A 13,163-nucleotide genomic window follows, 5' to 3' on the forward strand; every position below is an offset into this window, starting at 1 on the left:
AGATGCTTAAGCCTTTATTACATGATAAGCGCATCGTTTTTTTAGGGGAAAGTTCTCATGGTGTGGCTGAATTAAATCTAGCAAAAACGCGTATTATTCAATTTTTACACCAAGAAATGGGCTACAACGTTCTTGCCTTTGAAAGTGGTTTGGGGAATGCCATGAATGCCCAAGGTCAAATTGATAAACAAACAGCGCAACAAACGATGAAGGATGCTATTTTTCCCGTATGGTGGGCAAAAGAAACACTGCCGTTATTTGAATATAGTAAAAAAACACAAAATACAGATAAACCATTAAAATTAGCAGGCTTTGATATTCAACTGCAAGGTTCATTTACGAACGGAGACTGGCTACAAAATAGTCAGCTTGCTAAACAGTTCGGTGAAGCAGAGAAGCAACTTACAGAGTGGAGCTACAGTAATGATATAAAGGGCTATCAAAAGGTAAAACCAAGCATTATCGCAGTATATAAACAAGTAAAATCACAAGTATCGCTTAAAGAAAAAGAGTTAGAAGAGGCTTATCCGAGCGAGCCTCATATTGTAAAGCTTATGGAACGTACTTTTGCTGACCGTATCCGTTTTGCGGAGGAATATGTAGAATTAACAATTAAAACAATTATTGAACTTGAACAAGATAAATATGATTCTTATTTAAAGACAATAGAATGGCGTGATCAAGCGATGATGGAAAACCTACTTTGGTTAGCGGAAGAGGTTTATCCAACTGAAAAGTTTATAGTCTGGGCACATAATGACCATATTCGTAAAGCACAATCCGAAGTAAAGGGTTCCCCTGATTCTGTAAAATTAATGGGTGAACGTCTACCAGATATCTACAAAAAATATAGCTATGTCCTTGGTCTTTATATGGCTGGTGGTGAAACTGCAAACAATCTACGCGAACCAATGGCTGTCTTACCGCCAATAAAAGGATCAATCGAGGATATTCTTTCATCGACAAATGAACCTTACACATTTATCGACTTACGCAACCGTCAAAATGAAGTAGGGAACTCATGGATGTTTGAGCCACGCTTATCATATAGCTGGGGAATCATGGAGGAAAGTCTAGTTCCACGCGATCAATATGATGGCATTCTACTAATTGATAAAGTAAGTAAGCCAAATTATATAAAGTGAAACTTTAATCAGTGGGGACTTTCTTCATCCCCACTGATTATTAGTTGATTTAGCAGCGTTAATCCTTGCTCTTTACCTTTTGGGGACTAATGGGTTCCAAGTAATGCAAATCGATATAAAATCAATTAGTTTACTTATAGCATTGGGCATTGTACATGCTGGGATCGGCTTCTATTTGTTCTTTTTGGGAATGCGTCATCTAAAAGGGCAAAGTATAGCTATTTTAAGCTATATTGATCCACTGACATCATTAGTGATTTCGACGATGATTATAGGTGAAAAAATGGCGACCCTACAAATACTAGGCGCTATCCTTTTACTCGGTGCAACATTTCTGAGTGAAATAGATAAAACAAAGTTAATATCACAGCAATAAACGGACAGCAAGCTCCCGAAAGCCTTTTTGGCATTAGGGAGCTTTTAGTAAAGGGGAATGGAAATAGTTTTATCCTCTAAAGTCCGTTTTAATATTTCATACTCTTTTGAAGAAAACATTTTATTTATCGTATTTTCTTCGATTTTGGGAAAATGTTTGTGAATATATTCTGCATAATTTGTTGCAAAGTCTATTCTTCTTTAAATTGTGCCAAGCACCATTCTTTAGTTTCTTGGTCGGCAAAGGATGCTTCTACACTATTTAAATAAATTTGTCGATAATCTTCCTCGCTTAGATTAAATTCATTGTTAACTAAATGGATTTCTTTTGCCATTGTAGTATTTGATACGGTTCTGTTATCCGTATTAAATGTCACTTTTATTCCATCTTTATGAAACTTATAAATCGGATGTTCAGAATAATGATGAACAGCTTTCGTTTGGACATTACTTGTTGGACACATTTCAAGAACTACCTGTCTTTCTTTAACAATCTTATAAGCCTCGGCACAATCTTTAATAAATACTCCGTGTCCTATTCTTTCAGCACCCAACAGTTCAACAGCCTCTAGAACGTTTTTACCAATTCCTGTTTCACCGGCATGAATAGTGACTCTGTAGCCATATTCTTTGGCTAAAGCGATTGGATCTACGAATTTTTCACAAAAGCCTTCTTCTTCGGATGCACATAGGTCAATTGCCACTACACCTTTTCCAAGGAACTTTTTCCCCTTTTCAACCACCTCGAATGCACTTTCTACAGACATCGTCCTCATGCAGGACAGGATTATATTTCCCTTTATTTCGAAACAGCTTTCAGCGTCTCTCATCCCATCTATAACAGCTTGAATAACTTCTTCAACGCCAAGACCTTGTAATATGTGAAGTAACGGGGCAAATCTGACTTCTAAATATTTCACATTTTCCATTGTTGCATTCTCAAATAGCTCAAAAGTAATTCTTCTTAAGTTCTCCTTAGACTGCATTACTATATTAGGGAGAAAAAATCTTTTTAAATACTCATCAAGGGATTCGCATTCTAACGGAGCAATCAGCTCCTTTTGTAGTTCATCCTTATCAAAAGTGGGTAACTGAATGCCTTCCTTCTGTGCAATATCGATAATAGTTTCAGCCCTAAGGCTTCCGTCCAAATGACAGTGTAGTTCAATTTTTGGCAATGCTAAAAAGTTCATTTTTGACCTCCTGAAATAAATTATTAGATTTAAAATACAAAAAAATTCCTGACCACAAAGAAAATACAAGTATTGTACTTTCTTCGTAATCAGGAATTTCGGTTCCTGGTAGAGACCCCCAAACCATATTATTGGGGTTATACGAAATATTATTGAATTCATTAACGATTTTTAATATGATAATAAAAAAATTTCGGATTGTCAACATGGTCCCTAACACCTATAAATCATTGTGTTTATTCTAAAAGAATATTCTACCGAAAAATTCCATTCACCTTTTTCAACAAATCTGCTTCGGTAGCACAAAAAGCGATTGCTCTAATTGGACAATCGCCCTCATTAGTTTAAGTGAACTCATTCACAATATTATAAACCACATCTTCCTTTCTTGTTGACCTAGTTGTGGCAAGAATTGTAGCAGCAACTTGCATCGGAGCTTGTGAGTGGAACTGGAATAGTACCACTTTGTGCAGCTTGTATCGGTGGAGTTATTGCTTGTTTTAAAAAATAACCATTATATTCTTTAATTGAGTAAATTGAATCATGTATTTTTGCTTACTGACATACTATAAAAAACAATTAAAGAGAAAAGGAACCAATAAAACTAAAATAGAACCTATACCAAAAACAGAAATCACTTTTATCTTGTCTTTTTTTATGTCTTTCTTCAACATAACACCACCTAACGCACAATTGTAGTTAACTTAAAAAGTACATTATATGATATGTTTTACAAATTAATACTAACATTTTTTTCTGAATGTTCATACTATAGTTTGCTTATCTAGCCGCTGTTGCTTGTTGAGTTATTTGGATAAATTTGCATTTAAATTGTATGTGTAATTTTTCTAATGCTTTCAAGAATGTGTGGAGTGCACGAAATAGTACTTAAAAAAATTTAAGATATAGGAATGATTGAAGTGATTGATATCCAAAATTCTCTTTGTCAGAAGATCTTTAAAATTAATGGTGATTATCAATGTACGTAAGTTCAGAATCTATATGTAACTCAGAAACGTTGAAAAGAAATATACAATTTCACTAATATATTGACACAAAAACCACTTTGTCGTAGATTTAAAGTAATTGCATAAAAGCATTAGGTGCCCATTGCGGGAGAATAGGGAATAAAGTGAAAAGCTTTAGCGGTCCCACCACTGTAAAAGGGAGTTTCATAGAGAATGCCACTAGCATCGTTCTGGGAAGGTTCTATGAAATGTTGAAATTGAGCCAGGAGACCTGCCTATCTGCTTCGATTATATAGACGATGGAAAAGTCTGTAGTTTATTTGTTATGGAATAAACTACAGGCTTTTTATTTTTTTCTCTAAATCATTCTTCAAGTAACAAGGGGCAAAAAAGAAAGGGGAAATTTTCATGCAATTATTACAACAGACGATTCAAAACATTCAAAGTGCTGACAACAAAATGATGGAGAAGGCAAGAGAACGTATAGATGGACTTTGCAAGCCTCCTAGCAGCTTGGGGAAACTGGAGGCCTTTGCTGTGCAACTATCCGGAATTACAGGAGACCTATTTCCTGCGATTGATAATAAGGCGGTAATTGTCTGTGCAGCAGATCATGGTGTTTGTGATGAAGGGGTGACATCTAATCCACAAAATGTGACGGTCTTTCAAACATTAAATTTTCCTAGAGGAGGAACTGGTGTCTGTGCTATCGCAAAAATCACAGATGCAAAAATTGTCACAGTAGACGTTGGTGTAAAAGAGGATATTCCACATGATGCCGGTGTTATCATAAAAAAAATTAAATATGGCACGGACAATATGGCAAAAGGTCCTGCTATGTCAAGGGAAGAAGCCGTTCAATCTATTGAAGTAGGAATTGAAGTAGCTACGGAAGAAATTAAAAATGGGATAAATGTACTCGGGACAGGTGAAATGGGTATCGGTAATACAACACCGAGTGCTGCCATATTATCGGTTCTACGTGAGTGTCATCCGAATGAAGTGACGGGCTTCGGCGCAGGAGTTGGACCAGGAGGGATAGAACATAAAGTCGATGTCATTCACAATGCCATTACATTAAACAAACCAAATCGTCATGATGCTATTGATATTCTTGCGAAAGTTGGTGGGTTAGAAATAGGTGCTATGGCTGGAGTGATACTTGCTGCTGCCGCACATCGCAAACCTGTTGTTATTGATGGCTTTATTTCTACCATCGCTGCCCTTATTGCATATGAACTCGAACCAAAAGTAAAAGACTATATCATTCCTTCTCATGTCTCTGAAGAACCAGGTGCAAAAATTGCAGCCGAAATGCTTGGGGTAGAACCAATGCTGCATATGAATATGCGATTGGGAGAGGGCTCTGGTGCCGCTTTAGCATTTCCTATTTTGGACGCAGCATGCTCCATGATGAAAAATATGGCTACATTAGAAGAATCTATGTTGCTGTTAGAAAAGTAATTTTATTAACCTTCACATATTCTTAGGTGCTTATGGTTGCACGCTGTTGTGATGAATAAGGAATTAAATATAAATAATCAAAACAACAAAACAAGCCCAAATAATTGATATTTGGGCTTGTTATTATGCAGCGATGTAAGGAAACAAGCTATGCTCGATGTAACTTCCGCAACGGTAATCGCCATCTCTTCGTATATGAAAGTATTCTTAGTACTGTGATCACGCCAAATAATACATATAAAAAGATATCCCCGGAAAATAGTTGAAGTCCAACGATTAGCCCGGCTAATGCTGCCCAAACACCATAGACTTCATCACGGAGGACTAATGGTTGTCGTCTAGCTAATAAATCACGAACAATTCCACCACCTGATCCTGTTAAGACAGCAGCAACAATAACCGCACTAATAGGCATATCGAGCTTCACAGCATATAGGGCACCCTGAATCGCGAATGCTGATAATCCAATAGCATCAGTGAAATTGCCCCAGCGATGCCAATGCTGAATGAGTCGATGTGGAAAAATGAAAAAAATTGTAATTGCTGCAATAGCAATTTGGAACATCATATCTTGCCCCCACAGTGTTGTTACAGGTAAACCTATAAGTAAGTTTCGTATAGCTCCACCACCGAAAGCAGTTACGATACCGAGTATATATACACCGAATAAATCGTATTCTTCCTCCATTGCAATTATTGCCCCGGAAATAGCGAAGGCAATTGTTCCGATGATACTAAAAACCTCCCAAGCCAACCCTTTCACCCCTTATGTGAATAAATCATTTCATGTTGTAGTAGATTACATACTAGAAAACTTTAAAGTTACCTTTTTGTATCTAAAAGTTTTGCAAAGAAAAGCATCGAACGAATTATCAGATACTAAGTATTCTATTATAGTAGGACATACTAGATTTAGTCCGAAATTTAGCTTAGCGCATAATGTAATTAGAAACAATAGCAAGTTTTGCAGGTAAGCTCACAAATTGTTAAGATAAGATTTGAACAAATGTGAAATGGAGAAGAATATAATGACTTTTACAACCAATTTAACTGAAGAAACAATAGCATTAGCTGCTAAAATAGAAGAGAAGGTACGCCTTTTTCATGCGAAGGTAGAAGACATGGCGTTCTTCAATCAACAAAAAGTGCTTGCTGCGTTTCGAAAGCACCAAGTAAGTGATTATCATCTGCACCCGTCTAATGGTTATGGCTATGATGATGAGGGGCGTGACAATCTAGAACGCGTTTATGCAGAGGTCTTTGGAGCGGAGGCTGCCATTGTACGTCCACAAATTATTTCTGGTACACATGCAATCACACTTAGCTTATTCGGAGTACTACGTCCTGGTGATGAATTACTTTATATTTCGGGTCAGCCGTATGATACATTGCAATCAATAGTCGATGGTGGCGATAAGGATACTGGCTCATTAAAAGATTATAAAATCGGTTATAGCCATGTGGATTTAATCAATAATCAAGAAATCGATTGGGAAGGTGTGGCAGCTGCAATTACACCAAACACTAAAATGATTGCTATACAACGTTCGAAGGGCTATGCAACACGCCCGTCCTTTACCCTTTCACAAATTGCAGAAATGTGTGCAAAAATCCGTGAATTAGCACCAGATGCAGTTATTTTTGTTGATAATTGCTACGGTGAATTTGTTGAGGCACAGGAACCGATCGAGGTTGGGGCTGATTTAATGGCAGGTTCGCTCATTAAAAATCCTGGTGGAGGCTTAGCGAAAATTGGTGGTTATATTGCGGGTCGTGCAGATTTAGTTGAGAAATGTGCTTATCGTATGACATCACCAGGTATTGGTGCTGAAGCAGGAGCAACATTAAACACGCTTGGTGATTTCTATCAAGGATTTTTCCTTGCACCACATGTTGTATCTCAAGCATTAAAAGGTGCCATTTTCACAGCTGCTATGCTAGGAGAGATTGGTATGAATACATCACCAAGGTATGATGCTAATCGTACGGATTTAATTCAATCGGTTTCTTTCCAAACCGCGGAACAAATGATTGCTTTTTGTCGTGAAATTCAAGCAAACTCACCAATTAATGCGCATTACGCACCGGAGCCAGCGTACATGCCTGGCTATGAGGATGATGTCATCATGGCAGCTGGAACTTTTATTCAAGGTTCAAGTATTGAGCTTACAGCAGACGGTCCTATTCGTCCGCCATTTACAGCATTTATTCAAGGTGGATTAACATATGAGCACGTAAAATTTGCTATTTGTAGTGCTGTTCAAAAAATCCAAAAATAGGTAACGAAAAACTATTCAAAACTTCCATTTTGAATAGTTTTTTATTTATGGACGAAAAGATGAAGATGACATTTGTTAAAGCGTATGCCATGTATCTTCATTCAATAGAAGACTCCTACCTCTGAAGGTGGTGAAATGAATGCTGATGTGGTTCCCTTTCAGTGGGGCTAACACCTACTGAATGAAGAAGCACAGAAAACATTTGTTGCCCCGACGCCCCTAGGAAAACGCAAAGTCGGAACAGAAATCAACCACATGTTAGGATATTAAGTTTAGTTTTTTACAATTTTTCATCATTTCAAAAAAATATTTTATTCCGTGTCAGGAAACCTCACATGAGTGGTTGACAGTGTGAATTTTTCGTTATATTATTAGCAGGTATTGGAGGGGAATTAAATGAGTCGTGAAATTAGACGAACTATGCCGTTATTATCTATGAATATTGTAATGCAATTGACCGAGCTTTCGGCACGTCAGATTCGTTATTATGAAGAACACCATTTAATTGAGCCGCACCGAACAGAAGGCAATCGTCGAATGTTTTCATTAAATGACGTCGATACATTGTTGGAAATTAAAGATTACTTGGAACAGGGCATGAACATGGCAAAAATTAAAAAGCTGTTCGCTAAAAAGAATGAACCTGTTTCAACAGATGAACCAGATTTAAGTGACAAAGAATTACGTCGCGTTATGCGAGAGGAAATGCGTCAAGCGCAGCGCATGCAAAAATCATCCATCCGTCGTGGGGATTTATCTCGATTCTATTAATAAAAGGTAACATCGTTAATTGCTTTATTAATAGGGTAGGGTAATGATATAAGCTAGACAATTAATAGGAGTGTGGAAAACTGTGGGTAAATACACAAAAGAGGACATTAAACGTCTAATCGAAGAAAAAAACGTAAGCTTTATTCGTCTACAATTTACGGATATTCTTGGCACAATCAAAAATGTTGAGATTCCTGTAAGCCAATTAGACAAAGCTCTAGAAAACAAAATGATGTTTGATGGCTCATCCATTGAAGGCTTCGTACGTATTGAAGAATCAGATATGTATTTACATCCTGACTTAGATTCTTTCGTAGTGTTCCCTTGGACTTCTGAAAAAGGGAAAGTAGCACGTTTCATCTGTGATGTATACACTGCTAAAGGCGAGCCGTTTGCTGGTGACCCACGAAACAATTTAAAACGTATCCTTAAGAAAATGGAAGAAATGGGCTTCTCAAGCTTCAATTTAGGACCTGAGCCAGAATTCTTCTTATTTAAATTAGATGCAAAAGGTGAACCGACATTAGAAGTAAACGACCACGGTGGTTACTTCGACTTAGCACCAACTGATCTTGGCGAAAACTGCCGTCGTGATATCGTTTTAGAACTAGAAGAAATGGGCTTCGAAATTGAAGCATCTCACCATGAGGTAGCTCCTGGCCAACACGAAATTGACTTTAAATATGCAGACGCAATTACAGCTTGTGACAATATCCAAACGTTCAAATTAGTTGTTAAAACAATTGCTCGTAAACACGGTCTACATGCTACATTTATGCCAAAACCATTATTCGGTGAAGCTGGCTCTGGTATGCACTTCAACGTTTCATTATTTAAAGGTAAAGAGAATGCATTCTACGATGAATCTACTGAACTAGGTCTTTCTGAAACAGCAATGCAATTCATGGCAGGTGTCCTTGCTCACGTTCAAGGCTTCACAGCTGTGACAAACCCAACAGTTAACTCTTATAAACGTCTTGTACCGGGTTATGAAGCTCCATGTTATGTAGCATGGTCAGCTCAAAATCGTTCACCACTTATCCGTATCCCTTCAGCACGTGGTCTTTCAACTCGTGTAGAAGTACGTTCTGTGGATCCATCTGCTAATCCATATTTAGCAATGGCTGTTATTTTAGAAGCTGGTCTTGAAGGTATTCGTCACAACTTAACACCACCAGCTGCTATTAACCGTAACATCTACGTAATGTCTGATGAAGAGCGTAAAGCGAATGGTATCGCAAACTTACCACCAGCACTTGACGATGCTTTAGCATTACTTGCTCAGGACGAAGTAGCTCAATCAGCTTTAGGTGAGCATATCTATGCAAACTTTAAAGAGGCAAAAGAAATCGAGTTTGACATGTATCGTACAACAGTACACCAATGGGAACGCGATCAATATTTAAAAATGTACTAATTTAAAAGCGTTGGAGCTGTGAGGCTCCAACGCTTTTTTGTGTGCCCCTATTACCGAATGGGCGTTATGCATTAAAAGTATTTGGAGCTGCTGGATTAGAATATCTTATCGACCCATAACTTTGTATCAATTCAAGAATGGACTAATGACGAGATTCTAATCTACACTAATAGTAAGAAAGCGATAGGGAAGACATAAAGCCCCATCGCTTTCTTCTATTAATAGCCCATATGATGATGGCCCATGTGATGGCCCATATGATGACCCATAGGATCGCACATATGATGGCCCATATGGTGACCCATATGATGGCCCATATGATGACCCATATGATGATGGCCCATGTGATGGTGTCCCATATGGTGATGTGGCATATGGCACGGCTCAGGTGGCATCTCGCAAAGTGTATGAGTTTCGCAACATTCATCCACTACACACTCAGTGCAAGGGAAATGATATTGATGATCAATTATATGTTTGTTAACTGTTTTAATATGTGCTGGTTGTACATGAGGTACGACCGTATGGATATAATTAGTGCGAACAAATTCCTCTGGCGGTAAAAAATGTGGTGGATCAAATTGAGTTGGGCATGTTTGTGGTGGACAACAATGTGGACCTTCATGGTGATGATGATGCATACGTCTATGCATGGTAAAACCTCCTGTTTTGATAAGTTGTGGTTCATAATTAACATATGAGATGAAAGACAGTATGGTCTATTTGTATGCCTATTAAGGGCTGGTTAAATCTCTTAGGCAATCAAAATAGGTATGATTTAATGTAGAGTTTAACTAAACTTTAACTTCTTTCAGTAAGTGTTTTTGTAACGTAAGTGAAACGGCAGTTACGTTTGTCTTAAAGGTAATGATACAAAGAAGAAATGCGGATAATTAGAAGAGAATACTAACAATAACAATTTTTTTTAGATTGAATAAAAATTCATTTTGCTGTAGAATTAACCGATGTATTGTTGGTTTACGATATTTTTATAGCTATGATTTAATGAATAGAAATTTTGCTTTGCGGATGTTAATTATAAAAAAGTAGTGTTTGGGCATTCCTTTATTACTTTTTAGAGGGGTGTTTTTTTATTTGATCCGTTTTCTATCTTTATCTCGCAGAATAAAGAAATTCCCACTGATTAAAGTACAGATATACATTTCTTGGCGGTTTTAAAGGACATAACTAACAAGCTTGATGTATAAAACTTCGAAAAAACCAAGAGAAATGAGGCTTTAAATTATGAAAAAACACCCTACTTCTACATACTTTTTCTTCATAATTCCGTCTCTTATTGGTGTCCTATTATTTATGACACCAGTCTTAACGGAAGATGGATGGAAAGTTCCAATTGCTATTTTAGCAAGTTTACTAGCAGGTTTTGTTGCTCCGGTTATTAGTTATTTTACTATAATTATGTTTGCGATTTCGGCAATTGGATCACTTATTGCCAAATTAATTCCACGAAATAATACAAAAGAGCCTAGTATTTTATATACATTATTTTATGTAAATTGGTTTTGGACAATTATTAGAGTCATCGGTTTAGTATTTGCCTCAATGGTTGTCTTTGATTTTGGACCATCGGCGATTAATAATAAAAATACTGGTGGATTATTAATGAACCCAGACGGTGGTTTAGTAACATTTTTATTTACGATTTTCTTATTTGCTGGAATACTATTACCATTTTTAACAAACTTCGGATTACTTGAATTTTTCGGAACGATGATGGTAAAAATCATGCGTCCGCTCTTTAAAAGCCCTGGTCGTTCATCGGTTGATGCACTTACATCGTGGGTTGGTGATGGAACAATTGGTGTTCTTATGACGAGTAAGCAATATGAAATGGGGAACTACACGAAAAAAGAGTCTGCCATTATTGCAACTAGTTTCTCTGTAGTATCTATCACATTCTGTATCGTAGTATTAGATACAGTGCATTTGTCACGCTATTTTATTCCATATTACTTAACGGTTGTGCTTTGTGGTCTTGTGTTAGCGGTAGTTATGCCACGAATTTTCCCGCTTGCTAACAAAGAAGATACTTATATCGACGGTACACCAGTAGATTTATCGCGTGAGGAATTACCAGAAGGTTATAATTCTGTGTCACATGGCTTAGAAAATGCTTTAGCCGTTGCGCATGCAAATCGTGACCCACGTCAATTTCTGAAAGATGGAATTAGAAATGTTTTGGATTTATGGGTTGGTGTAGCGCCGGTTGTTATGGCATTTGGTACGGTTGCTTTAATGCTTGCTGAATTTACTAATATTTTTGCAGTTTTAGGAAAGCCGTTTGAACCTATTTTAACAGTGCTTGGTTTACCAGAAGCAGCTGAGGCAGCGCAAACAATGGTTGTTGGCTTTGCTGACATGTTTTTACCTTCAATTTTAGGAGCAGGAATTGAAGCTGACACTACTCGATTTGTGATTGCTGTCGTTTCTGTTACACAGCTTATCTATATGTCTGAAGTCGGTGGACTTATTTTAGGTACAAAAATTCCACTGAAATTTTTAGATCTAGTTGTTATTTTCTTAATGCGTACGATTATTTCACTACCAATCGCAGCAATAGTTGCACATTTACTTTTTTAGACTTATAAGGCAATTGTTCGAATTTAGTGCGAACAATTGCTTTTTTTAAATTCACTCTTAATGATAAAAAAGAATAAATAATAGTTGACACATAAATTCATTGAGTTGGGAAAAACTACACTTAAAGTGATACTGAGGTGATAAAATGGACAGAATTTTTTCTCTCTGCTTAAGTTCCTGTTATTTGTTATTTTCTCAACCAAGTGATGCCTATATAAATGATTCGCTCAGTCCTTATGAAGAAATCTATCCTGAGATAGGCTATAAAACGGTTGAAACAGCTGCCTACGATTTTGAACGGCACTATCATCAAGGGCTAAAGCTACCACTTCGAGTACCTCCTATTAGTTTTACACATCATTTTGGTCGGTTTAATAATCTAGATGGTGATATGAACGATTTTTTTGAAGTTACATTTATTAATAATCAACTTCCTGAGCATCATTATAAAATAACAGTTCGACCTATTCAGTTTAAGTTCCCATCTAAAAAGGGAAATATAGTAAAGACATTCGACTTGAAAAATGGAACGACTTCAATCTATATGGAAATCTCAGGATTCAATGTACTTTCTTTTGAAAGAGGAGATTGGCAATATATGCTGTGGATTGATAAAAGGGTTTCGGATAAAGTGACACCTGAAGTTTTAGTCGACATTGCTAACTCTATTGACTATACAACGCAAGAAGATGAGCGTAGTTAATAAAAAATGCCAAGACCTTTAACTTCTTTCAGCGGGTGTTCAAACCCCGCTGAAAGAAGTTAAAGCCTCTGGCGGATGTCACGGAATCGGAAAGGAGTTAATAAAGGATGTTAGCCTAAAATCATCGCATCCATGTGATAACGGCTAACTGACCTGCATCGGAAAAAACGCCACGTCCTGTGGCATTACCGAAATGACCGACATCGTGTCGGCCCTCACGCAGGCCTAAGCACAAAGCCGATTCTGG

11 protein-coding genes and 2 riboswitches are annotated in these 13,163 nt (G+C 37.2%); of the genes, 8 read left to right on the top strand and 3 right to left on the bottom strand.

Features of this window, described 5'->3' with window-relative positions; translation table 11 throughout:
* Positions 1 to 2 precede the first annotated feature (2 nt).
* Positions 3 to 1,145 carry an erythromycin esterase family protein gene (locus ACQKMV_RS03590; protein ID WP_427502386.1) on the top strand — a complete coding sequence of 381 codons (1,143 nt, stop codon included), beginning with the start codon at positions 3 to 5 and terminating at the stop codon, positions 1,143 to 1,145.
* Between the two features lie 61 nt (positions 1,146 to 1,206).
* A complete protein-coding gene (locus tag ACQKMV_RS03595) occupies positions 1,207 to 1,521 on the top strand; it encodes an EamA family transporter (protein ID WP_427502501.1) in 315 nt (104 codons plus the stop codon).
* 190 nt (positions 1,522 to 1,711) lie between these two features.
* Here the strand turns inward: ACQKMV_RS03595 and add are convergent, their stop codons facing one another.
* Complete coding sequence (add, locus tag ACQKMV_RS03600; protein WP_427502387.1) at positions 1,712 to 2,713, bottom strand: adenosine deaminase; 1,002 nt, start codon at positions 2,711 to 2,713, stop codon at positions 1,712 to 1,714.
* Positions 2,714 to 2,779: 66 nt separating this feature from the next.
* Positions 2,780 to 2,878: riboswitch (purine riboswitch) on the bottom strand.
* A 919-nt stretch (positions 2,879 to 3,797) separates the two neighbouring features.
* Positions 3,798 to 3,974, top strand: a riboswitch (cobalamin riboswitch).
* 115 nt (positions 3,975 to 4,089) lie between these two features.
* Here add and cobT point away from each other — a divergent pair.
* Positions 4,090 to 5,145 (top strand): nicotinate-nucleotide--dimethylbenzimidazole phosphoribosyltransferase, encoded by a 1,056-nt coding sequence (cobT, locus tag ACQKMV_RS03605; RefSeq protein ID WP_427502388.1) that lies wholly within the window; start codon positions 4,090 to 4,092, stop codon positions 5,143 to 5,145.
* A gap of 148 nt (positions 5,146 to 5,293) precedes the next feature.
* Here the strand turns inward: cobT and ACQKMV_RS03610 are convergent, their stop codons facing one another.
* A complete protein-coding gene (locus tag ACQKMV_RS03610; protein WP_427502389.1) occupies positions 5,294 to 5,899 on the bottom strand; it encodes a trimeric intracellular cation channel family protein in 606 nt (201 codons plus the stop codon).
* A 274-nt stretch (positions 5,900 to 6,173) separates the two neighbouring features.
* Here ACQKMV_RS03610 and ACQKMV_RS03615 point away from each other — a divergent pair, with 274 nt between their 5' ends.
* From ACQKMV_RS03615 to glnA, 3 genes are all read left to right on the top strand, one after another.
* Positions 6,174 to 7,424: an aminotransferase class I/II-fold pyridoxal phosphate-dependent enzyme gene (locus ACQKMV_RS03615; RefSeq protein WP_427502390.1), complete on the top strand. Its 1,251-nt coding sequence runs from the start codon at positions 6,174 to 6,176 to the stop codon at positions 7,422 to 7,424.
* Positions 7,425 to 7,820: 396 nt separating this feature from the next.
* Positions 7,821 to 8,195: a MerR family transcriptional regulator gene (locus tag ACQKMV_RS03620; protein WP_427423908.1), complete on the top strand. Its 375-nt coding sequence runs from the start codon at positions 7,821 to 7,823 to the stop codon at positions 8,193 to 8,195.
* Between the two features lie 82 nt (positions 8,196 to 8,277).
* Positions 8,278 to 9,612, top strand: coding sequence for a type I glutamate--ammonia ligase (glnA, locus tag ACQKMV_RS03625; RefSeq protein ID WP_427502391.1), 1,335 nt, complete (start codon positions 8,278 to 8,280; stop codon positions 9,610 to 9,612).
* Between the two features lie 218 nt (positions 9,613 to 9,830).
* Here the strand turns inward: glnA and ACQKMV_RS03630 are convergent, their stop codons facing one another.
* Positions 9,831 to 10,265 (bottom strand): hypothetical protein, encoded by a 435-nt coding sequence (locus ACQKMV_RS03630; protein ID WP_427502392.1) that lies wholly within the window; start codon positions 10,263 to 10,265, stop codon positions 9,831 to 9,833.
* Between the two features lie 592 nt (positions 10,266 to 10,857).
* Between ACQKMV_RS03630 and ACQKMV_RS03635 the strand changes: the two genes are divergently transcribed.
* On the top strand, positions 10,858 to 12,213 hold the full coding sequence (locus ACQKMV_RS03635; protein WP_427502393.1) for a YjiH family protein: 1,356 nt from the start codon (positions 10,858 to 10,860) through the stop codon (positions 12,211 to 12,213).
* A gap of 145 nt (positions 12,214 to 12,358) precedes the next feature.
* Positions 12,359 to 12,916: a hypothetical protein gene (locus tag ACQKMV_RS03640; protein WP_427502394.1), complete on the top strand. Its 558-nt coding sequence runs from the start codon at positions 12,359 to 12,361 to the stop codon at positions 12,914 to 12,916.
* Positions 12,917 to 13,163: the final 247 nt, after the last annotated feature.

It is taken from the genome of Lysinibacillus sp. NPDC094403, assembly GCF_050278745.1.
In the GTDB taxonomy this organism is placed as follows: Bacteria; Bacillota; Bacilli; order Bacillales_A; family Planococcaceae; genus Lysinibacillus.

Coding starts and splice junctions, on each gene's coding strand:
- cobT (WP_427502388.1), top strand. CDS start 4,090: ATGCAATTATTACAACAGACGATTCAAAACATTCAAAGTGCTGACAAC.
- ACQKMV_RS03630 (WP_427502392.1), bottom strand. CDS start 10,265: ATGCATAGACGTATGCATCATCATCACCATGAAGGTCCACATTGTTGT.
- add (WP_427502387.1), bottom strand. CDS start 2,713: ATGAACTTTTTAGCATTGCCAAAAATTGAACTACACTGTCATTTGGAC.
- ACQKMV_RS03590 (WP_427502386.1), top strand. CDS start 3: ATGCTTAAGCCTTTATTACATGATAAGCGCATCGTTTTTTTAGGGGAA.
- ACQKMV_RS03615 (WP_427502390.1), top strand. CDS start 6,174: ATGACTTTTACAACCAATTTAACTGAAGAAACAATAGCATTAGCTGCT.
- ACQKMV_RS03635 (WP_427502393.1), top strand. CDS start 10,858: ATGAAAAAACACCCTACTTCTACATACTTTTTCTTCATAATTCCGTCT.
- ACQKMV_RS03640 (WP_427502394.1), top strand. CDS start 12,359: ATGGACAGAATTTTTTCTCTCTGCTTAAGTTCCTGTTATTTGTTATTT.
- ACQKMV_RS03620 (WP_427423908.1), top strand. CDS start 7,821: ATGAGTCGTGAAATTAGACGAACTATGCCGTTATTATCTATGAATATT.